Source organism: Variovorax glucosi, from assembly GCF_051216695.1.
GTDB lineage: Bacteria > Pseudomonadota > Gammaproteobacteria > Burkholderiales > Burkholderiaceae_C > Variovorax.
In genome coordinates this window covers 1,203,759-1,223,308 of record NZ_JBPJZE010000001.1, presented here as the reverse complement: position 1 = coordinate 1,223,308, position 19,550 = coordinate 1,203,759, and the positions used below count along the sequence as shown (strand labels likewise).

Genomic DNA, 19,550 nt, shown 5'->3' with positions numbered 1-19,550 from the left:
GCTGTGTGCTGTGTACTGTCGACGCAGCCGACGCCGTCAGCTGACCGCGAGCACCTCAACGGCACCGTCGTGAAGAAAACATGCCTTGTCGAACATCAGCAGGTCCAAAGGATTCGGCAAGCGTACGTCACCAAGCGTCGGCACAGCGCTGGTGCCAGGGTCGAACGAGCGGTCGATCTGCGAGAGCATGACGACGATAAGTCCTCGATCGTCCGCAAAATCCTTCAATGCGCGAACCTGGACGGCCAGCGCGGGATGTTCTCTTTTCTGGTCGAGCAGTTGCAGGTAGTCGATGACGACGACGCTGCCGCGCGGTGCATCAGCGAGCCGCTCGATGATGTATCTCGCGCAGAGGGCGTCTGTGCAGTCGAATTCGAACCGCTCGGTCAGATCCGCCGCGCTGGTGCCGATCTTCTCCAGTCCGCGCAAGAGGTCGTGCAACGTCCACTCTAGGCTGAAGAACCACCCTCGCTGGCCGGATTGCACAGCCTGGACGACGAGTTCGAGCGCCTTCATCGTTTTGCCCTGATGGGGTCTTGACCCGACGAGGACAAGGTCGCCCGGCTCGAGCCGAGCCAACAGGTCGATACCGAGGCTCTGGCCAGACAGCCGGGAAGCCAGCAAGCTCCAGGTCGCGAACCCTTCCTCTTGCGCGATTCGATCCAGCGCGGCGTGCAACGGAATCTTGTCGCCACGCGAAAGCTCCTTCGCCAGTCGCTTCAGCCGATGGACAGGTACGGACAATTTCATGATCAGACCTCTGTTGCGAGCGCTCGTCGCAATCCCTCCTCATGCGTCGCGCTCGAACAGTTGGTTTGCAGGACTTCCCGGCCCTGCATGTCACGTGCTTTCCCTGTGGAGAGAGGGTGGCCCGGGCGGTGGCCTGAGCAGAATGATAGATCATCAACATGCGCCGGCCAAGTCGAATGCGGCCGGATGGACCTCATTCGACGACATGGATCCGGCGGCAGCGCGCCCGCCTGGATCGCCCGTCGACAAGAGGTCGCCGTAACCGTTCCGGCGCGCCACGGTGCGTTCGAAGCTTTCTGGATGAGCAAAGCCGAATTTTGTCGTTTGCTTTCCCGCCAGCGTTTCGTAGAGTCCGCCGCACGGCGCGACAGATGAGCCAGACCGACCCTCCAAACGACACAATCTTCAAGACATCCAGAATGTTCACTCGCCGTACCATCGCCCTCGCAGCCGGCTTCAGCCTTGCGCTCGGCAGTCTTGCTGCCCATGCCGCCCTGCTCATCAGCGCCGACAAGGCGCTGGCTACGGATATCTTCATCCGCGTACAGAAATCCAAGCTGGCGCCGGATCTTGTGCAGAGGATCATCGATGATCCCGAGAACGACGTCACTGTACGGACAGCCCGGCTCCTGAATCTCGGTACCCTGACCGAATGACCCGTTCTTTCCGCGGCGCCGATGCGCTGATCCAGACCCTCCAGGCCGCACGCGTGAAGCGCATCTTCACGCTGTCCGGCAACCACATCATGTCGGTGTTCGACGCCGCATTCGGCGCCGGCGTCGAGCTCGTCCACACCCGCCATGAAGCCAGTACGGTGCACATGGCCGATGCGTGGGCGCGCATCACCGGCGAGGTCGGCATCGCGCTCGTCACCGGCGGTCCGGGGCATGCCAACGCGGTCGCCGCGCTATACACCGCGCAGATGGCCGAAGCGCCGATCGTGCTGCTGTCCGGCCACGCGCCGACCGACCAGCTCGGGCGTGGCGCGTTTCAGGAGATGCGGCAGGCCGAGATGGCCACGCCGGTCTGCAAGGCGGCCTGGACTTGCGTCAGTGCCGATGATGTAGCGGCCGATGTGGCAAAGGCTATTCGCATCGCAAAGTCGGGCCGGCCCGGACCGGTCCACCTGAGCCTGCCGAGCGACGTGCTCGACGCTGTGACTGCCGCCGGTGTTCCGGAGGCGGCCGCGTTCGCGCACGCGCCCATGCCCCTCGACGACGGCGTCGCCGCGCAGTTGGTCGACCGCCTCTCCGGTGCGAAGCGACCGCTGATCCTGGTCGGCCCTTCCTCGATGACGAAGGCCGGACGGCTGCTGACCGACGCGCTGCAGAGGGCGACCGGCGTGCCGGTGATCGGAATGGATAGCCCGCGCGGCGTGGGCGATGCGAGCCTTGGCGCGTTCGCGCAGTTGCTCGCCCGCGCAGACTGCCTCGTGCTTGTCGGCAAGCGGCTCGACTTCACGCTGAAGTTCGGCACGGCCTTTCCTGCGGCAACGCAGGTGCATCAGGTCGATGCGGACATCGTCGAGATCGAGCGCAGCCGCCGCGCGCTGGGCGATCGGCTGCAGCTCACCACGCAGGCCGACGCCGCATCGACGCTGCGTGCGTTGACCCGTGCGGCACGGGGTGCATCGGATTCGGTCTGGTCGACCGAAGCTCGCGATGCCGTGGCGTATCGGCCTCCGGCATGGGACAGTGCGGTATCGCGGGTGCCCGACCGGCTGCATCCGGCGCAAATGCTGCGGCCGCTCCAGGCTGTGCTCGACAGCCATCCGGATGCGGTCCTGGTCTGCGACGGCGGCGAGATCGGTCAGTGGGCGATGGCCTGCCTGCGCGCGCCGCATCGCGTCAACAACGGCGTGGCCGGATCGATCGGCGCTGGGTTACCGTACGCGCTGGCGGCACGCCTTGCGCAGCCCGATGCGCCCGTGGTGGCGGTGATGGGCGACGGCACCGTCGGCTTCCACATCGCCGAATTCGATACCGCGGTGCGCCACGGCCTGCCTTTCCTCGTCGTGGTCGGAAACGACGCGCGCTGGAATGCCGAGTACCAGATCCAGCTGCGCGACTATGGGCCTGAGCACCTGACCGGCTGCGAACTCCTTCCCACGCGCTACGACGCAGTCGCTCAGGCCTTCGGCGCGCACGGCGAGTGCGTCACCGATGCCGCCTCGCTCCCGCAGGCGATCCGCCGCGCACTTGACAGTGGCTTGCCCGCGTGCCTGAACGTGATGATCGAGGGCGTGCCGGCACCGCTGATCAGCCGCTAGCCATCGACGGCGCCGATCATCGGTTTCCGCATGTCGTCATGCGATTTGAGCGCAAGCGGCAGCAGCTCGGCGAAGCAAGATGACGGTCTCTATCGGACCCGCCGCATGACGAAGCCAGCCTCCAGACTTTCGCAAACCACACCGATGCGTTCGACATGGTGGAAGCGCTGCGAGGCGCCGACGCTGGTTCTCGCCGTGCTGATCCATGCAGCCTGGGCGGCCCTGGTCTATTGGCACGCGCTGGTCCCGGGAATCCTGCTTTTCGTGCTGGGCGGCTACCTCGGTCAGCTGCATTTTTCCTTGCAGCATGAGGCCATTCATGCCTTGCGTCCGCTGCCGCGATGGTTGCGCTGGGCGTTGGTATGGCCGCCTCTCAATCTCTGGCTGCCGTATCCGCTGTTCCACCGTAGCCACAGCAGCCATCACGTCAACTTTCATCTCACGCATCCGGAAAAAGACACCGAGAGCGTCTATCACTCGTCGTCGGCTTGGCGAGCCTACGGTCCGCTGCGCCGGGCGGTCATCGGGGCCGACCAGACCCTGGGCTTCCGGCTCACGGTCGGGCCGCTGCTACGCATCTTCGGCTTCCTGCGCGCGGAGTGCGCAAGGCCGATCAGAGGTGATTTCTCGCATGTGCTCGTCTGGGTCGCGCACGTGGCCAGCGTGGCGCCGATCGTCTGGTTCGTCACCGAGGTCGCCGACATGCGCCTCGTCGAGTACCTGTTGTGTTTCGTCTATCCGAGCATGATGCTGGGCGCGCTGCGGTCTTTCACCGAACACCGCTGGGAGAACTCGCCGCATGCGCGCGTGGCCATCGTCGAGTCCAACGCCTTCTTCGGCCTGCTCTATCTCTACAACAACCTCCACCACGTGCATCACCGCTCGCCGACGATGCCCTGGTACGAGCTGCCAGGGCACTTCCGTCGCAATCGTGCAGCCGTGCTGACAGCCAACGGCAACTTCTACTACCGGGGCTACGGCGAAATCGTGCGCCGCTACCTGCTCAAGCCTGTCTTCCGGCCGATCCATCCGCAGTGGTAGCGTAACGACCTGACATGAGAAACTACAGACGAACCCGTCTGGACCTCTACGTCAAGGATAAGCCGTTGATCTTGAAAGAAAAAACTCTTTCCGTTGCACCCATGATGGACTGGACGGATCGCCACTGCCGATACCTCCATCGGCTGATGTCGCGTCGCGCGCTGCTCTACACGGAGATGGTCACGACCGGTGCGCTCGTCCACGGCGACGTGCCGCGGCACCTGCGTTTCAACGCCGAAGAACATCCGGTCGCGCTGCAACTCGGCGGCAGCGAGCCTGCGGATCTAGCCCATTGCGCGAAGCTCGGCGAGGAATGGGGCTACGACGAGATCAACCTCAACTGCGGTTGTCCGAGCGAGCGCGTTCAGCGCGGCGCTTTCGGTGCCTGCCTGATGGCGGAGCCGGCGCTGGTCGCGGACGGCGTGAAGGCGATGGTCGACGTGGTGAGCGTGCCGGTCACGGTCAAGCATCGCATCGGCATCGACAAGGTCGAAAGCTACGAATTCGTGCGCGATTTCGTCGGTACGGTGAGTGAAGCGGGCTGCGGCACTTTCATCGTCCACGCACGCAACGCCTGGTTGCAGGGGCTGTCGCCGAAACAGAACCGCGAAGTACCGCCGTTGCGCTACTCGCTGGTGCATCGGTTGAAGCACGACTTTCCGGCGCTGGCGTTTTCCGTCAACGGCGGCATCACGCAGAACGCGCAGGTGCATGAGCATCTGCGGCTGCTCGACGGGGTCATGGTGGGGCGCGAGGCATATCACAACCCGTGGTGGCTTGCCGAATGGGATGCCGAGTTCTTCGGCGCAGCGCCGAGCGGACTCACGCGGGAAGACGTCGAGCGGCAGATGTGCGACTACATGGTCCGCGAGGCTGCGGAACACGGCACGCCCTGGTCGAACGTCGCGCGCCACATGCTCGGTCTGCGCAACGGCCTGCCGGGTGCGCGCCGCTGGCGGCAGGTGTGGAGCGACCACAAGCTGAAGGGGCTCGACCCGCATGCGGTGATGGCGCTGGCTCACGAGCCTGCACATCAAGCCCGGCTCGAGGAAACCGCCTAGCTTTCGACCGCAGCCTCCAGACCGCTCTTGAAGTGGTCCTGCATCCGGGCGGTCGCCGCTTCGCAGTCGCGTGCCAGCAGAGCAGCCATGATGGCGCGATGCTCGGTCAGCGATTCGCCGATGCGCCCGGCCTTCAGCAGGGAGTTGTGGCGGTTGAGCTTCATGACCTTGCGGAGATCGGCCACCATCTGATCGCGCCAGCGGTTGTCGGCGATGGCAAGCAGGCGCATGTGAAAGCGCTCGTTGACCTCGAAGAAATGCCCGCGATCGACCTTGCCCGGCGCGGCGGCGGCCTCCAGTTCTTCCTGCAAGGCCTTCAGCTCGTGCAATTCGGTATCGGTGGCACGTTGTGCGACGACGCCAGCTGCATCGCTTTCGAGCAATGACAGCAGGTGGTACACGTCGGTCAGATCCTTCTCCGACACTTCCGTCACATAGGCACCGCGGCGCACTTTCATCGTCACCAGCCCCTCGGCCGCCAAGACCTTCAGCGCCTCGCGCATGGGGGTGCGGCTGATGCCGTACTCCTCCGCCAGCTTCATCTCGTCGATCCAGCTGCCCGGCGTCAGGGCGCGCTGGAAGATCCGCTGCCGAAGCAGTTCGGCCACTTCTTCGTAAAGGGCGCGCGGAGTGAGGGTGACAGCGGACATGAGCGCGAATCTACCTCAGAAATGGGATTGAATTAATAATTACAGGCGGGTTAAACTGGTAAAAATCGCGGCCTGTTCCGACACGCCGCGCTGCCACGATCCTGCGAATTTGCGAACAGAGGGCGCCATGAGCCATCCCGAACCGACATTCAAGACCGCCGACCTCGCCGCCTGGACCAAGGCTGCAGCCAAGTCCGCGCCGGGCGGCAACGTCGACGCGCTGAGCTGGCGCACGCCGGACGGCATCACGGTCAAGCCGCTCTACACCGCAGCCGATCTGCAGGGTCTGAAGTACACCGACACGCTGCCGGGCTTCGAGCCTTACCTGCGCGGCCCGCAGGCCACGATGTACGCGGTTCGGCCGTGGACCATCCGCCAGTACGCCGGGTTTTCCACGGCGGAAGAATCGAACGCCTTCTACCGCAAGGCGCTTGCTGCGGGCGGGCAGGGCGTGTCGGTCGCGTTCGACCTGGCGACCCATCGCGGCTACGACAGCGACCATCCGCGCGTGACCGGCGACGTCGGCAAGGCCGGCGTGGCGATCGATTCGGTCGAGGACATGAAGATACTGTTCGACCAAATCCCGCTCGACAAGGTCTCTGTCTCGATGACGATGAACGGCGCCGTGCTGCCGGTGCTGGCCGGCTACATCGTGGCGGGCGAAGAACAGGGCGTATCGCAGGAGCAGTTGAGCGGAACCATCCAGAACGACATCCTCAAGGAGTTCATGGTCCGCAACACCTACATCTTCCCGCCCGCGCCGAGCATGCGGATCATCGGCGACATCATCGAATACACGGCGCAGAAGATGCCGAAGTTCAACTCGATCAGCATCAGCGGTTATCACATGCAGGAAGCCGGCGCCAACCAGGCGCTTGAGCTGGCTTTCACGCTGGCCGACGGCAAGGAATACGTGAAGACTGCCCTGGCCAAGGGCCTGGATGTCGACGGCTTCGCCGGACGCCTGAGCTTCTTCTGGGCCATCGGTATGAACTTCTATCTCGAAGTCGCGAAGATGCGCGCCGCGCGTCTGCTGTGGTGCCGGATCATGAAGGAGTTCGACCCGCAGAACCCGAAGAGCCTGATGCTGCGCACGCACTGTCAGACCTCCGGCTGGTCGCTGACCGAGCAGGACCCGTACAACAACGTCGTGCGCACGACCATCGAGGCGATGGCCGCGGTGTTCGGCGGCACGCAGTCGCTGCACACCAATGCGCTCGATGAAGCCATCGCGTTGCCGACCGAATTCAGCTCGCGCATCGCGCGCAACACCCAGCTCATCATCCAGGAAGAAACGCACATCACCAGCGTCGTCGATCCGTGGGCCGGCAGCTACATGATGGAGCGCCTGACGCAGGACATGGCCGATGCGGCGTGGACCATCATCGAAGAAGTCGAGGCGATGGGCGGCATGACAAAGGCGGTCGACAGCGGCTGGGCCAAGCTCAAGATTGAGGCCGCCGCCGCTGACAAGCAGGCGCGCATCGATTCCGGCCGCGACGTGATCGTCGGCGTGAACAAGTACAAGCTGAAGACCGAAGACGCGATCGACAGCCTTTCCATCGACAACGTGCGCGTGCGCGACGGGCAGATCGCCAAGCTGAAGACGATTCGCGAAACGCGCAACGGCGCTGCTGTTCAGGTGGCGCTCGATGCGCTCACCGCTGCGGCCGAAAGCGGCGAAGGCAATCTGCTGGCGCTGAGCATCGACGCGGTGCGCCTGCGCGCCACGGTCGGCGAGATCAGCGACGCGTTGGAAAAGGTCTACGGCCGCCATCGCGCCGACACGCAGAAAGTTACTGGCGTCTACGCGGCGGCCTACGACTCGGCTGAAGGCTGGGAAGCGCTGCAGCACGAGATCGCCGCTTTCGCCGAAGAGCAGGGCCGCCGTCCGCGCGTGATGATTTCCAAGCTGGGGCAGGACGGGCACGATCGGGGCGCGAAAGTCGTCGCGACCGCATTCGCCGACCTCGGTTTCGACGTCGACATGGGCCCGCTGTTCCAGACGCCCGAGGAATGCGCGCGCCAGGCGATCGAGAACGACGTGCATGCAGTCGGCGTGAGCACGCTCGCGGCCGGCCATAAGACTCTCGTTCCCGCGATCATCGAAGAGCTGAAGAAGCAGGGCGCCGACGACATCATCGTGTTCGTCGGCGGCGTGATTCCGCGCGGCGATTACGAGATGCTGTACGAGGCGGGCGTGAAGGGCATCTACGGTCCCGGGACGCCGATTCCGGCGAGTGCGAAGGATGTGCTCGAGCAGATTCGGAAGGCCGTGGGCAGCGGAGCGTCGGTCGCATGACGGGCGAGGATGTTCGCTGGCAGCAGCGCCTGGACAACTACGTTCGAGCCCTCGCGCAACTGCGCTCAGCCGTGCAACTCGCCGCAACGCGTGAGCTGTCCGAGCTGGAGAACCAGGGAATGATTCAGGCGTTCGAGTTCACGCATGAACTGGCCTGGAACGTGATGAAGGACTATTTCTTCTTTCAAGGCGCGAGCCAGATCACCGGTTCGCGCGACGCGACGCGACAGGCCTTCTCGGTCGGACTGGTCGCTGACGGTGAAGCCTGGATGGAGATGGTCCAGAGCCGGAATCAGTCTTCGCATACCTACAACCGCGCGACGGCACTGTCGCTCGTCGAGCGGATCACCAAGCGGTACGCGGCGTTGTTCGAGCAGTTCGCAGATCGCATGAACGGGTTGCGCAGTGACTGACGCAGGCGCAGACGCCGATACCGATTTCGGGCTAAGCGGTGCGAGCCTGCGTGCGCTCAGGACCGTGCTGTCCGCTCATCGTGAGGTGGTGCGTGCCGACATCTACGGTTCGCGTGCAGTCGGTCGCTTTCGGACAGGTTCCGATATCGACATGACTTTGCGTGGCGAACTCCTGACGATGAACGATCTGCTCTTGATCGATCGCGAGATCGACGAACTCGATCTTCCGTACAAGATCGATCTTTCGCTGTACAGCCAGATCGAAGACCCGGCCTTGCGCGATCACATCGACCGGATCGGGCGTCCGTTGTACGAAGCCGTGCCGTCTCGATGAGCGAGGTCGGTATGTTGTCCTCGATCCTTCAGTCCGACGGCACCCGGCAACGCCGCGCCATCGCCAAGGCCATCACCCTTCTCGAATCCACCCGCGCCGATCACCGCGCGCAGGCCGACGAACTGCTCACCGCGCTGCTGCCCCACACCGGGAAATCCTTCCGCCTCGGTATCTCCGGCGTCCCTGGTGTCGGCAAGTCGACTTTCATCGAAACGCTCGGGCTGTTCCTGATCAAGCAGGGCCATCGCGTGGCGGTGCTCACCATCGACCCTTCGTCGACCGTTTCCGGCGGCTCCATCCTCGGCGACAAGACGCGCATGGAGATGCTGTCGGTCAACGAGAACGCCTACATCCGCCCCAGCCCGTCGAGCGGCACACTCGGCGGCGTGGCCGAGAAGACGCGCGAGGCGATGCTGGTGTGCGAGGCGGCCGGCTACGACATCGTGATCGTCGAAACGGTCGGCGTCGGGCAGAGCGAGACTGCGGTGGCTGGAATGACGGACATGTTCGTGCTGATGCAGTTGCCCAACGCCGGCGACGACCTGCAGGCCATAAAAAAAGGCGTGATGGAAATCGCCGATCTCGTGGTCATCAACAAGGCCGATATCGATCGCGATGCCGCCACGCGCGCGCAGGCTCAGATCACGTCCGCGATGCGCCTCTTCGGACATCACGGCAATCCGGCGCATGCCGAGGCCATGAAAGCCGCGCATGCCGCGCCCGGTTCGGCCGATGCCGAAATCCGCTTCTGGCAGCCGCAGGTCATGCAACTGAGCGCATTGCTCGGAACCGGCGTCGATGCGTTCTGGACTTCGGTGACGCGTTTCCGCGAATTGCAGCTGGCCAACGGCAAGCTCGAGACGCGGCGCGAGAAGCAGGCGCTTTCGTGGATGTGGGAGCGTATCGATGCCGGCCTGAAGCAGGCTTTTCGCCATCATCCGCAAGTGCGCGAAATGCTGCCCACAATCGTTGCGCAAGTCGCGGCCGGTCGACTTCCGGCATCCACCGCCGCGCGAAATTTGCTCGCCGCACAGAATTACACAAGCCCCTCCGATTCATCTTCCTGATCGAACGCCATGAAAGAAATACTCGAACAACTCGAAAACCGACGCGCCCAGGCGCGGCTCGGCGGCGGGCAGAAACGCATCGATGCGCAGCACAAGAAGGGCAAGCTCACCGCGCGCGAGCGGATCGAGCTGCTGCTCGACGACGGCACCTTCGAAGAGTGGGACATGTTCGTCGAGCATCGCTCGACCGACTTCGGCATGGCCGACAACAAGATTCCGGGCGACGGTGTGGTGACCGGCTACGGAATGATCAACGGCCGGCTGGTCTTCATCTTCAGCCAGGATTTCACCGTGTTCGGTGGTGCGCTTTCCGAAGCGCATGCGGAGAAGATCTGCAAGGTGATGGACCAGGCGATGAAGGTCGGCGCGCCGGTCATCGGCCTGAACGATTCGGGCGGCGCCCGCATCCAGGAAGGCGTGGCGTCGCTGGGCGGCTATGCCGACGTGTTCCTGCGCAACGTGATGGCGAGCGGCGTGGTGCCGCAGATCAGCATGATCATGGGCCCGTGCGCGGGCGGCGCGGTGTATTCGCCGGCCATGACCGACTTCATTTTCATGGTGCGCGACAGCTCGTACATGTTCGTGACCGGCCCGGAAGTCGTGAAGACCGTCACGCATGAAGACGTGACGGCCGAAGAGCTCGGCGGTGCGATCACGCACACGACTAAGAGCGGCGTCGCCGACATGGCTTTCGAGAACGACGTCGAGGCGCTGATGATGCTGCGCCGCCTCTACAACTACCTGCCGCTCAACAACCGAGAGAAACCGCCGGTGCGCCCGAGCGGCGATCCGGCCGACCGCGCGGATCTGTCGCTCGACACGCTGGTACCCGAGAACGCCAACAAGCCCTACGACATGAAGGAGCTGATCGCCAAGGTGGTCGACGACGGCGACTTCTTCGAGCTGCAGCCCGATTACGCGAAGAACATCCTGATCGGCTTCGCGCGCATGGAAGGCCAGAGCGTCGGCATCGTCGCGAACCAGCCGCTGGTGCTGGCGGGTTGCCTGGATATCAAGTCGTCGATCAAGGCGGCGCGCTTCGTGCGCTTCTGCGATGCATTCAACATTCCGGTGGTCACCTTCGTCGACGTTCCCGGCTTCATGCCCGGCACCTCGCAGGAGTACGGCGGCATCATCAAGCACGGCGCGAAACTGCTGTACGCATACGCCGAATGCACCGTGCCGAAGATCACCGTCATCACCCGCAAGGCCTACGGCGGCGCTTACGACGTGATGGCATCCAAGCACTTGCGCGGCGACGTCAACCTGGCCTGGCCGCGTGCGGAGATCGCGGTGATGGGCGCGAAGGGCGCGGTCGAGATCATCTTCCGCGAGGACAAGAACGATCCTGAAAAACTTGCCGCGCGCGAGGCCGAATACAAGGCGCGTTTCGCCAATCCGTACGTGGCGAGCACGCGCGGCTACATCGACGACGTGATCCTGCCGAGCGAGACGCGCAAGCGCATCTGCCGATCGCTGGTCATGCTGCGCGAGAAGAAGCTCGAGAACCCGTGGCGCAAGCACGGAAACATTCCGCTGTGACCATGGCCATCTACGCCGACTACGCCAGCTTCAGGATCCGGGCGACCGCCAGCCCGAGCGACGCCAGATCCTCCTCGCTCAAGCGCCCCAACGATTCTTTGAGCCTCGATTTATCGACTGACCGGATGTGTTCGGTGCGTGCCTTGGCTTCAGCACCCATCGACGGCGTGGCGACCAGGATGGGTGGTAACGCGCGTTGCGGCGTCGTCGTCAGCGGCACGACGACCACGGTGCCCCGGCGCTGGTTGATCAGGGTGTCGGAGAGGATGGCGCACGGTCGGGTTTTAGACTGTTCGTGTCCGCGCACCGGGTCCAGTTCGGTCCAGTACACGTCGCCGCGCTTGTACAGGGCTTCGGCTATCGTCACTTGCGCCGAGCCTGGGCGATGGCTGCCTCGCGGGAGAACTTCTCTGCATCGAATTCGGTGTCCCAGTCGTCCGCCGTGCCGGTCAGATCGGCGTTCAGCCAATCGTCGGTCTCCGCAAGAATTCCCGGATTTGCAGTTTCCATCCGGTTCATTGCCTCGCATGCCGCAATCAATTCGGCATCTTCTTTCTCCAGTTCCCGTCGCACCAGATCGACCAGAAACTTGTTGCGTTTGCGAGGTGGCACCGCACGGTTCAGGCGCGCCGCCAGATCTTCGGGCAGGCGGAGGAGAACCTGTTTCGGTGGAGGTGTCGAATGTGTTTGCATGATTCGATGATATCAAGCTACGAAGATATAGAAGTTCGCATGAGCATCCAGACTTTTACCAGCGGGTTATCCGCGGAGACGTTCCATGTTTAAAAAAATTCTGATCGCCAACCGAGGCGAAATCGCCTGCCGCGTCATCAAGACCGCGAAGAAGATGGGCATCCTCACCGTCGCCGTCTATTCCGATGCCGACAAGGACGCCCGTCACGTCGAGCTCGCCGACGAGGCGGTGCACATCGGCGGATCGGCCAGCCGCGACAGCTATCTGCAGGCCGACCGCATCATCGCGGCGTGCAAATCGACAGGTGCCGAGGCGGTGCACCCTGGCTACGGCTTCCTGTCGGAGAACGAAGCCTTCGCCCGCAAGGTCGAGGAAGAGGGCATCGTCTTCATCGGGCCGAAGCACTATTCGATCGCGGCGATGGGCGACAAGATCGCATCGAAGAAGCTGGCGAACGATGCCAAGGTCAACACGATTCCCGGCTGGAACGCGGCCATCGAGACGGCCGAGCGCGCGGTCGAGATCGCGAAGGACATTGGCTATCCGGTAATGATCAAGGCGTCGGCCGGCGGCGGCGGCAAGGGCTTGCGCGTCGCGCACGACGACAAGGAAGCCTTCGAGGGTTTCACCGCGTGCCGCAACGAGGCACGCAATTCATTCGGCGACGACCGTGTCTTCATCGAGAAGTTTGTCGTCGAGCCGCGCCACATCGAAATCCAGGTGCTGGGCGATTCGCAGGGCAACGTCATCTATCTGAACGAGCGCGAATGCTCGATACAGCGCCGCCACCAGAAGGTGATCGAGGAAGCGCCGTCGCCTTTCATCAGCGATGCGACGCGCAAGGCGATGGGCGAGCAGGCGGTGCAGCTGGCGAAGGCTGTGAAATACCAGAGCGCGGGCACGGTGGAGTTCGTGGTCGGCAAGGACCAGAGCTTCTACTTCCTGGAGATGAATACGCGGCTCCAGGTGGAGCATCCGGTGACGGAATGCATCACCGGGCTCGATCTGGTCGAGCTGATGATTCGCGTCGCGGCTGGCGAGCCGTTGCCGCTGACGCAGGCAGAAGTCAAGCGCGAAGGCTGGGCGATCGAATGCCGGATCAACGCCGAAGATCCGTTCCGCAGTTTCCTGCCGTCGACTGGCCGGCTGGTGAAGTTCCAGCCGCCGAAGGAGACGATGTTCTCGGCCGACACCGAGCAGCTGTATGGCGTGCGCGTCGACACAGGCGTCTACGACGGCGGCGAGATTCCGATGTTCTACGACTCGATGATCGCGAAGCTGATCGTGCACGGCAAGGACCGCGCCCACGCCATCGCGCTGATGCGCGAGGCGCTGAATGGCTTCGTGATCCGCGGCGTCAGCAGCAACATTCCGTTCCAGGCTGCGCTGCTGGCGCATCCGAAATTCGTGGCCGGCGATTTCAACACCGGCTTCATCGCCGAGCATTACAGCCAGGGTTTCCATGCCGAGGACGTGCCGCATGCCGATCCGGATTTTCTGGTGGCGCTGGCTGCGTACATGAATCGCCGGTATCGCGCGCGCGCGTCGGGCATCAGCGGACAGCTGAACGGCCACGGAGTGAAGGTCGGTGAGCGATTCGTCGTCGTGACGTTAGGAGCCAACGGCGCTGATGTCCAGACGGCGGTTTCGGTCACCGATTTCAAGGGTTCGGCCGGCTCCAGCGCGGTACAGGTCGGCGACAAGAGCTACCAGATCAGCAGCCAGGGCGCGCTCGGCAACGCGCGTATCGAGGGCATCTGCAACGACCGGCCCTTCGTCGCGCAACTGGAGCGCGGCGTCGGCAAGAACCCGCTGGCATTGCGCGTGTCGCACAACGGCACGCAGATCGAGGCGATGGTGTTGTCGCCGCTCGGTGCACGCCTGCAGAAGCTCATGCCTTACAAGGCGCCGCCCGACCTGAGCAAGTTCCTTATGTCGCCGATGCCGGGACTGCTGGTGGAGGTGTCCGTACAACCCGGCCAGCAGGTGCAGGCCGGCGAGAAGCTGGCCGTGATTGAGGCGATGAAGATGGAAAACGTGCTGTTCGCCACGCAGGATGGCGTGGTCGGCAAGATTTCGGCGGCCAAGGGCGAATCGCTCGCGGTCGACCAGGTCATTATGGATTTCGTCTGATGGGCGCGAACGACATGAGCGGCGCACACGCCGTGACGCTGCATTTCCCGGCTGCCAGTGTTGCCGTTGACGGTCCCTGGTCGGTGGCGGCGGTTCAGGCGCTGCTCGACAGGCCGTTCATGGAACTGCTGTTCGAGGCGCAGACGGTGCATCGCCGGCATTTTCCGGAAGGCGATATCGAACTGGCCACGTTGCTGTCGGTCAAGACCGGAGGCTGCCCGGAAAACTGCGGCTACTGCCCGCAAGCCGCGGAATTCGACACCGGCGTGAAAGCGCAGAAGCTGATGGAAGTCGACGAGGTCGTGCGCGCCGCGCAGGCCGCCAAGGACGCCGGCGCTACGCGCTTCTGCATGGGCGCCGCCTGGCGCGCGCCGAAGGACCGCGATGTCGAGAAGGTGGCGGTGCTCGTCGGCGCGGTGAAGGCGCTCGGCCTCCAGACCTGCGCGACGCTCGGCATGCTGGAGCCGCACCATGCGACGCAGCTGAAAGCAGCCGGCCTCGACTACTACAACCATAACCTCGACACGGCACCCGAGTACTACGCCGATGTCGTCGGAACGCGTACCTACCAGGACCGGCTTGACACGCTGGCCCGCGTGCGCGCAGCCGGCATCAGTGTCTGCTGCGGCGGCATCGTCGGCATGGGCGAGGCGCCGGTGCATCGTGCCGGGCTGATCGCGCAACTGGCGAACATGGCACCGTATCCGGAGTCGGTGCCGATCAACAGCCTCGTGCGGGTGCCGGGCACGCCGCTTGCGGATTCCGAGCCGGTCGATCCGCTCGACTTCGTGCGCATGATCGCGGTGGCGCGCATCACCATGCCGACCGCGCGCGTGCGTCTTTCGGCCGGACGCCAGCAGCTCGGCGATGCGGTGCAGGCACTGTGCTTCATGGCCGGTGCGAATTCGATCTTCTACGGCGACAAGCTGCTGGTCACCGGCAATCCCGACGTGGAAGCGGATGTGCAATTGCTGCGCAAGCTGGGTCTGAAGGCACGGCAGGTTTCGACGACCCAAGGAGATACGGCATGACCGAAGCTGGCAATCGCCCGTTCAAGGTGCTCGGCATCCAGCAGATCGCCATCGGCGGTACCGACAAGCTGCGCCTGCAGACGCTCTGGGTCGACATGCTGGGGCTCGAAGTGACCGGCACCTTCAAGAGCGAGCGAGAGAACGTCGACGAGGACATCTGCACGATGGGCGTCGGGCCGTTCAAGGTCGAGGTCGACCTGATGCAGCCGCTCGACCCGGAGAAGAAGCCGGCCGTTCACACGACGCCGCTGAATCACGTCGGCCTGTGGATCGACGACCTGCCGATGGCGGTGGAATGGTTGACGGCACGGGGCGTGCGTTTTGCGCCGGGCGGCATTCGCCGGGGTGCCTCGGGCTTCGATATCTGCTTTCTGCACCCGAAGGCGAACGAAGAGTTTCCTATCGCGGGGGAGGGCGTGCTGATCGAGCTGGTGCAGGCGCCTGAAGTCGTGGTGAAGGCTTTCGCGACGTTTGCGGCGTCGCCGTCCGACGCGCCGGCCTCGACTTAGGGTTTTCTTGCGTTGCGCGCGCGCGCGAGTGCTGCCGCAACGATGGTGCGCTTGCGATCGGCCGCTGCGTCGGTAGTCGTCGCTTCGGTTTGCGTCGCCGGATCCGGCTCCTTCGACGCCGCATCTGCGGGTGACGCTGGTTGTACGGGTTGCGACGGTTCGTTCGCACGTCGCGCATGAACGGCGTAGCGTGCCAGCGCGGCATCCGCCTGCGCTTTCGACCACGCCTGCCAACCGGTTCGTCCCGGCGTCACGTCTTCCAGCGCGATGCAGTCGACCGGGCACACGGGTATGCACAGTTCGCAACCGGTGCAATGCGGCTCGATCACGGTGTGCATTCGCTTGTTCATGCCGAGGATGGCATCGGTCGGGCAGGCATCAAGACACAAGGTGCATCCGATGCACCACGCTTCGTCGATCACCGCCATGTGGCGCGGGCCCTCGGTGCCGCATGACGGGTCCAGCGGTTCGACCGCGCTTCCGGTCAGCGTCGACAGGCGGGCAATTCCTTCGACGCCGCCCGGTGGACAGCGGTTGATGGCCGCGCCCTCATGCGCGATCGCGTCCGCGTACGCCTTGCAATCCGGATAGCCGCAGCGCGTGCACTGTGTCTGCGGCAGCGCATCGTGGATGCGCGCCGCGAGCATGGTCCGGCCCGCTGCCTGTGCTGCGGGCGCCGTCACTTCAAGCCTTCGGCTTGGCGGCAACGCGCGACGCTTTTTTCCTGGCCGCGGGTGCCGCAGGCGCCGGGCTGGCAGCGGCTACGGCGGTTGCCTTGACGGACGTCGAGCGCTTCTTCGCCGCTGCGCTGGTCGCCACAGGTTTCTCTGCTGCCTTCGCCGGGGCTGCTTTCTTAGCGGAAGCCGACTTCTTCGCGGTCACTGCTGCCTTCACCGGCACTGCTGCCTTGACTTGCTCGGCTTTCGGCTCCGGCTTCGCTTCCGGCTTTGCTTCCGGCGCCGTCATCACAGCGATGGCGGCGGGTGCTTCGACAGCTTTCTCGACAGGCGCGGCCAGAGCTGCTGCCTTCGGCTCCACGATCACCGCGTCTTCGCTGGTCAGCTCTGCCTGCGCATGAGCGCCGTTACGCTTCTGCTTTGCATCGTGCGCGGCGATGAAGGCCTTGACCTTCGGATACACCACATCGCGCCAGCGTCGGCCGGCGAAAATGCCGTAATGGCCCGCGCCCTTGGCTTCGAGGTGTTCGCGCATCTCTGCCGGAATGCCTTCGCACAAGCCGTGCGCGGCCTCGGTCTGGCCGGAGCCGGAAATGTCGTCGAGTTCGCCTTCGACGGTCAGAAGCGCAGTCTTCCTGATGTCCTGCGGCTTGACGCGTTCCAGGGTGCCATCAGCTGCCTTGATGTCCCAGGTGCCGTTCACCAGCAAGAAGTCCTGAAATACCGCGCGGATGGTCTCGAGGTAGTAATCGGCGTCCATGTCGAGGACGGCGTTGTATTCGTCGTAGAACTTGCGGTGCGCTTCGACGCTGGCGTCGTCACCCTTGATCAGGTCCTTGAAGTAGTCGTAATGGCTGGTGGCGTGACGGTCGGGATTCATCGCCACGAAGCCGGTGTGCTGCAGGAAGCCCGGATACACGCGTCGGCCGGCACCCGGAAAATTCTTGGGCACCGGATAGATCACGTTGCTCTCGAACCACTCGTAGCTCTTGTTCATCGCGAGGTTGTTCACGGCCGTCGGCGACTTGCGGGCATCGATCGGACCGCCCATCATCGTCATCGACAGCGGCGTCTGCTCGCCGCGGCTGGCCATCAGAGACACGGCAGCCAGCACCGGTACGGTCGGCTGGCAGACGCTGATCACGTGGCAGTTGCCGTATTCGGTCTGCAGGTGGCGGATGAAATCCTCGACGTAATGGATGTAGTCGTCCAGATGGAAGGAGCCGTCGGCAACCGGAACGGTGCGCGCATTCTTCCAGTCGGTGATGTAGACCTTGTGGTCCTGCAGCATCGTGCGGACCGTGTCGCGAAGCAGAGTGGCGTAGTGGCCAGAAAGCGGCGCGACGATCAGCACCACCGGCTGCGACTTGAGCGTCTTCAGCGTGTCCGGTTCGTCGGTGAAGCGCTTGAAGCGGCGCAACTGGCAGAACGGCTTGTCGAGCGCAATGGCTTCCTGGATGACGACATCGTCTTCGCCGACCTTGACCGACTTGATGTCGAACTCGGGCTTTTCGTAGTCCTTGCCCAGGCGGAACAACAGGTCGTAGCCTGCGGCCATGCGCTGTGCCATCGGCAGTTTCGAGAGCGGGGAGGTGTCGTTGCTGTAGAGCTTGGCGGCAGCCTGTGCAAAGTCGGTCAGCGGTTCCATGAGGGACCGCTGGGCTTCGTAAATCTGGTAGAGCATCGTGGCGGACCCTGGTTGTGAGGGATAAGTTGGAGGTCGGAAAACAAAAAAGCACTGCGCATCGCTCGCGATGCTGCAGTGCAATATATCAACAGATTTGCAGTTTTCCGTAGGGACGAATCCCTACTCCGCATCTCGTGCGACGCTCAGACCACTTTGGCGATGCTCTGGCAGACGTAGTCGATGTTCTTGCTGTTCAGCGCGGCAACGCACATCCGGCCGGTGTCGGTGCCGTAAACGCCGAATTCATTCCGCAGACGAACCATCTGGTCCTTGGTCAGGCCCGAATAGCTGAACATGCCGATCTGTTGGGTGATGAAGCTCATGTCCTGCGCAACGCCGGCCGCCTTCAGGCCTTCGACCAGCTTCTCGCGCATCGCCTTGATGCGGGTGCGCATTTCTGCCAGTTCCTTTTCCCAGACCGCGCGGCGGGCCGGATCGTTCAGCACCGCAGCCACGACGGCGCCACCGTGGATCGGCGGATTGCTGTAGTTGGTGCGGATCGCGATCTTGAGCTGCGACAGCACGCGGCCGGCTTCTTCCTTGTCCGTGCAAAGTACAGACAGCGCGCCGACGCGTTCGCCGTACAGGCTGAAGCTTTTCGAGAACGAGGTCGAAACGAAGAAAGTCAAACCGGCGTCGACGAACTTGCCGATCACGGCGCCGTCTTCCTGGATGCCGTTTCCGAAGCCCTGATAGGCCATGTCGAGGAAGGCGATGAGGTTCTTCGACTTCACGGCGGTCACGACCTGATCCCACTGCGCGGCGGTGATGTCGTAGCCGGTCGGGTTGTGGCAGCAGGCGTGCAGCACGACGATGGTGTTGGCGGCGGCTGCGTTCAGCGCGCCGAGCATCGCGTCGAAATCGACACCGCGTTTGGCCGCGTCGTAGTAAGGGTAGCTTTCGACCGTGAAACCGGCGTTGGTGAACAGCGCGCGGTGGTTTTCCCAGCTCGGGTCGCTGATCAGCACCTTGGCGTCAGGCTGGAGCTTTTTCAGGAAATCGGCACCGACCTTCAGGCCGCCGGTGCCGCCGATGGCCTGCACCGTTGCGACGCGGCCGGAAGTCACGGCTTCGCTGTCGGCGCCGAAAACCAGTCCCTTGACCGCGCTGTCATAGTCGGCGATGCCGTCGATCGGCAGGTAGCCACGGGCGCTCGGCGCCTTCATCATGTCTTCTTCGACCGCCCGAACGCAGGCCAGCAGCGGCAGCTTGCCGTTGTCGTCGTAATAGACGCCAACGCCGAGGTTGACCTTATTTGGGTTGCTGTCGGCGGCGTATTGCTCGTTGAGACCCAGGATCGGATCGCGTGGCGCCATTTCGACGGCGGTGAACATAGACATGAAGAAGTCCTCAGGATGAATCGGATTGCCGGCGGGCGGTTGGCCGCTGG

At 63.8% G+C, this 19,550-nt stretch carries 19 protein-coding genes; 12 read left to right on the top strand and 7 right to left on the bottom strand.

The features are described 5' to 3' along the window. Positions 1 to 36: 36 nt before the first annotated feature. Positions 37 to 750 carry a DNA helicase gene (locus ACSFA3_RS05780; RefSeq protein WP_435504417.1) on the bottom strand — a complete coding sequence of 238 codons (714 nt, stop codon included), beginning with the start codon at positions 748 to 750 and terminating at the stop codon, positions 37 to 39. Positions 751 to 1,121: 371 nt separating this feature from the next. Between ACSFA3_RS05780 and ACSFA3_RS05775 the strand changes: the two genes are divergently transcribed. The 4 genes from ACSFA3_RS05775 to dusA all read left to right on the top strand — a co-directional run bounded on the left by ACSFA3_RS05775 (position 1,122) and on the right by dusA (position 5,121). Next, a complete protein-coding gene (locus ACSFA3_RS05775) occupies positions 1,122 to 1,406 on the top strand; it encodes a hypothetical protein (protein WP_435504416.1) in 285 nt (94 codons plus the stop codon). Then, a complete protein-coding gene (locus ACSFA3_RS05770; protein ID WP_435504415.1) occupies positions 1,403 to 3,019 on the top strand; it encodes a thiamine pyrophosphate-binding protein in 1,617 nt (538 codons plus the stop codon). The genes ACSFA3_RS05775 and ACSFA3_RS05770 overlap by 4 nt, the downstream gene beginning before the upstream one ends. Before the next feature lie 105 nt (positions 3,020 to 3,124). Further along, positions 3,125 to 4,060 carry a fatty acid desaturase gene (locus ACSFA3_RS05765; RefSeq protein ID WP_435504414.1) on the top strand — a complete coding sequence of 312 codons (936 nt, stop codon included), beginning with the start codon at positions 3,125 to 3,127 and terminating at the stop codon, positions 4,058 to 4,060. A 14-nt stretch (positions 4,061 to 4,074) separates the two neighbouring features. Continuing rightward, on the top strand, positions 4,075 to 5,121 hold the full coding sequence (dusA, locus tag ACSFA3_RS05760; RefSeq protein ID WP_435504413.1) for a tRNA dihydrouridine(20/20a) synthase DusA: 1,047 nt from the start codon (positions 4,075 to 4,077) through the stop codon (positions 5,119 to 5,121). On the opposite strand, the gene ACSFA3_RS05755 is transcribed toward dusA, so the two are convergent. Further along, positions 5,118 to 5,771 carry a GntR family transcriptional regulator gene (locus ACSFA3_RS05755; protein ID WP_435504412.1) on the bottom strand — a complete coding sequence of 218 codons (654 nt, stop codon included), beginning with the start codon at positions 5,769 to 5,771 and terminating at the stop codon, positions 5,118 to 5,120. The two genes, dusA and ACSFA3_RS05755, sit on opposite strands and share 4 nt — an antisense overlap. Positions 5,772 to 5,898: 127 nt before the next feature. Between ACSFA3_RS05755 and scpA the strand changes: the two genes are divergently transcribed. From scpA to ACSFA3_RS05730, 5 genes are read left to right on the top strand one after another with little or no spacing between them, the layout of a single operon-like run. Next, positions 5,899 to 8,073, top strand: coding sequence for a methylmalonyl-CoA mutase (scpA, locus tag ACSFA3_RS05750; RefSeq protein WP_435504411.1), 2,175 nt, complete (start codon positions 5,899 to 5,901; stop codon positions 8,071 to 8,073). After that, complete coding sequence (locus ACSFA3_RS05745; RefSeq protein ID WP_435504410.1) at positions 8,070 to 8,486, top strand: nucleotidyltransferase substrate binding protein; 417 nt, start codon at positions 8,070 to 8,072, stop codon at positions 8,484 to 8,486. Before scpA ends, ACSFA3_RS05745 begins: the two co-directional genes overlap by 4 nt. After that, a complete protein-coding gene (locus tag ACSFA3_RS05740) occupies positions 8,479 to 8,820 on the top strand; it encodes a nucleotidyltransferase domain-containing protein (RefSeq protein WP_435504409.1) in 342 nt (113 codons plus the stop codon). Before ACSFA3_RS05745 ends, ACSFA3_RS05740 begins: the two co-directional genes overlap by 8 nt. Then, positions 8,817 to 9,887, top strand: a complete 1,071-nt coding sequence (gene meaB, locus ACSFA3_RS05735; protein WP_435504408.1) for a methylmalonyl Co-A mutase-associated GTPase MeaB — start codon at positions 8,817 to 8,819, stop codon at positions 9,885 to 9,887. The genes ACSFA3_RS05740 and meaB overlap by 4 nt, the downstream gene beginning before the upstream one ends. Positions 9,888 to 9,896: 9 nt before the next feature. Continuing rightward, positions 9,897 to 11,429 (top strand): acyl-CoA carboxylase subunit beta, encoded by a 1,533-nt coding sequence (locus ACSFA3_RS05730; RefSeq protein ID WP_435504407.1) that lies wholly within the window; start codon positions 9,897 to 9,899, stop codon positions 11,427 to 11,429. A 19-nt stretch (positions 11,430 to 11,448) separates the two neighbouring features. On the opposite strand, the gene ACSFA3_RS05725 is transcribed toward ACSFA3_RS05730, so the two are convergent. Both ACSFA3_RS05725 and ACSFA3_RS05720 read right to left on the bottom strand, forming a co-directional pair. After that, entirely contained in the window at positions 11,449 to 11,796 is a 348-nt protein-coding gene (locus ACSFA3_RS05725; RefSeq protein WP_435504406.1) for a type II toxin-antitoxin system PemK/MazF family toxin, read from the bottom strand. Continuing rightward, positions 11,793 to 12,122: a hypothetical protein gene (locus tag ACSFA3_RS05720; protein ID WP_435504405.1), complete on the bottom strand. Its 330-nt coding sequence runs from the start codon at positions 12,120 to 12,122 to the stop codon at positions 11,793 to 11,795. Before ACSFA3_RS05720 ends, ACSFA3_RS05725 begins: the two co-directional genes overlap by 4 nt. 85 nt (positions 12,123 to 12,207) lie before the next feature. Between ACSFA3_RS05720 and ACSFA3_RS05715 the strand changes: the two genes are divergently transcribed. The 3 genes from ACSFA3_RS05715 to ACSFA3_RS05705 are packed head-to-tail and all read left to right on the top strand — an operon-like array spanning position 12,208 to position 15,796. Further along, positions 12,208 to 14,256 (top strand): acetyl-CoA carboxylase biotin carboxylase subunit, encoded by a 2,049-nt coding sequence (locus ACSFA3_RS05715; RefSeq protein ID WP_435504404.1) that lies wholly within the window; start codon positions 12,208 to 12,210, stop codon positions 14,254 to 14,256. Beyond that, positions 14,256 to 15,287 (top strand): biotin synthase BioB, encoded by a 1,032-nt coding sequence (bioB, locus tag ACSFA3_RS05710; RefSeq protein ID WP_435504403.1) that lies wholly within the window; start codon positions 14,256 to 14,258, stop codon positions 15,285 to 15,287. The genes ACSFA3_RS05715 and bioB overlap by 1 nt, the downstream gene beginning before the upstream one ends. Beyond that, entirely contained in the window at positions 15,284 to 15,796 is a 513-nt protein-coding gene (locus ACSFA3_RS05705) for a VOC family protein (protein ID WP_435504402.1), read from the top strand. Before bioB ends, ACSFA3_RS05705 begins: the two co-directional genes overlap by 4 nt. Here ACSFA3_RS05705 and ACSFA3_RS05700 read toward each other — a convergent pair. The 3 genes from ACSFA3_RS05700 to ACSFA3_RS05690 form a co-directional block, all read right to left on the bottom strand. Further along, positions 15,793 to 16,443: an RnfABCDGE type electron transport complex subunit B gene (locus ACSFA3_RS05700; RefSeq protein WP_435504977.1), complete on the bottom strand. Its 651-nt coding sequence runs from the start codon at positions 16,441 to 16,443 to the stop codon at positions 15,793 to 15,795. The genes ACSFA3_RS05705 and ACSFA3_RS05700 overlap by 4 nt on opposite strands. 37 nt (positions 16,444 to 16,480) lie before the next feature. After that, positions 16,481 to 18,157 carry a polyhydroxyalkanoate depolymerase gene (locus tag ACSFA3_RS05695; protein WP_435504401.1) on the bottom strand — a complete coding sequence of 559 codons (1,677 nt, stop codon included), beginning with the start codon at positions 18,155 to 18,157 and terminating at the stop codon, positions 16,481 to 16,483. Between the two features lie 146 nt (positions 18,158 to 18,303). Beyond that, positions 18,304 to 19,500 (bottom strand): amino acid aminotransferase, encoded by a 1,197-nt coding sequence (locus tag ACSFA3_RS05690; RefSeq protein ID WP_435504400.1) that lies wholly within the window; start codon positions 19,498 to 19,500, stop codon positions 18,304 to 18,306. Positions 19,501 to 19,550 lie beyond the last annotated feature (50 nt).

Bases quoted from the DNA above. Each gene is read 5' to 3' on its own strand.
- ACSFA3_RS05780 (WP_435504417.1), bottom strand. From the start codon at position 750: ATGAAATTGTCCGTACCTGTCCATCGGCTGAAGCGACTGGCGAAGGAG.
- ACSFA3_RS05775 (WP_435504416.1), top strand. From the start codon at position 1,122: ATGAGCCAGACCGACCCTCCAAACGACACAATCTTCAAGACATCCAGA.
- ACSFA3_RS05770 (WP_435504415.1), top strand. From the start codon at position 1,403: ATGACCCGTTCTTTCCGCGGCGCCGATGCGCTGATCCAGACCCTCCAG.
- ACSFA3_RS05765 (WP_435504414.1), top strand. From the start codon at position 3,125: ATGACGAAGCCAGCCTCCAGACTTTCGCAAACCACACCGATGCGTTCG.
- dusA (WP_435504413.1), top strand. From the start codon at position 4,075: ATGAGAAACTACAGACGAACCCGTCTGGACCTCTACGTCAAGGATAAG.
- ACSFA3_RS05755 (WP_435504412.1), bottom strand. From the start codon at position 5,771: ATGTCCGCTGTCACCCTCACTCCGCGCGCCCTTTACGAAGAAGTGGCC.
- scpA (WP_435504411.1), top strand. From the start codon at position 5,899: ATGAGCCATCCCGAACCGACATTCAAGACCGCCGACCTCGCCGCCTGG.
- ACSFA3_RS05745 (WP_435504410.1), top strand. From the start codon at position 8,070: ATGACGGGCGAGGATGTTCGCTGGCAGCAGCGCCTGGACAACTACGTT.
- meaB (WP_435504408.1), top strand. From the start codon at position 8,817: ATGAGCGAGGTCGGTATGTTGTCCTCGATCCTTCAGTCCGACGGCACC.
- ACSFA3_RS05730 (WP_435504407.1), top strand. From the start codon at position 9,897: ATGAAAGAAATACTCGAACAACTCGAAAACCGACGCGCCCAGGCGCGG.
- ACSFA3_RS05720 (WP_435504405.1), bottom strand. From the start codon at position 12,122: ATGCAAACACATTCGACACCTCCACCGAAACAGGTTCTCCTCCGCCTG.
- ACSFA3_RS05715 (WP_435504404.1), top strand. From the start codon at position 12,208: ATGTTTAAAAAAATTCTGATCGCCAACCGAGGCGAAATCGCCTGCCGC.
- bioB (WP_435504403.1), top strand. From the start codon at position 14,256: ATGGGCGCGAACGACATGAGCGGCGCACACGCCGTGACGCTGCATTTC.
- ACSFA3_RS05705 (WP_435504402.1), top strand. From the start codon at position 15,284: ATGACCGAAGCTGGCAATCGCCCGTTCAAGGTGCTCGGCATCCAGCAG.
- ACSFA3_RS05700 (WP_435504977.1), bottom strand. From the start codon at position 16,443: ATGCTCGCGGCGCGCATCCACGATGCGCTGCCGCAGACACAGTGCACG.
- ACSFA3_RS05695 (WP_435504401.1), bottom strand. From the start codon at position 18,157: ATGCTCTACCAGATTTACGAAGCCCAGCGGTCCCTCATGGAACCGCTG.
- ACSFA3_RS05690 (WP_435504400.1), bottom strand. From the start codon at position 19,500: ATGTCTATGTTCACCGCCGTCGAAATGGCGCCACGCGATCCGATCCTG.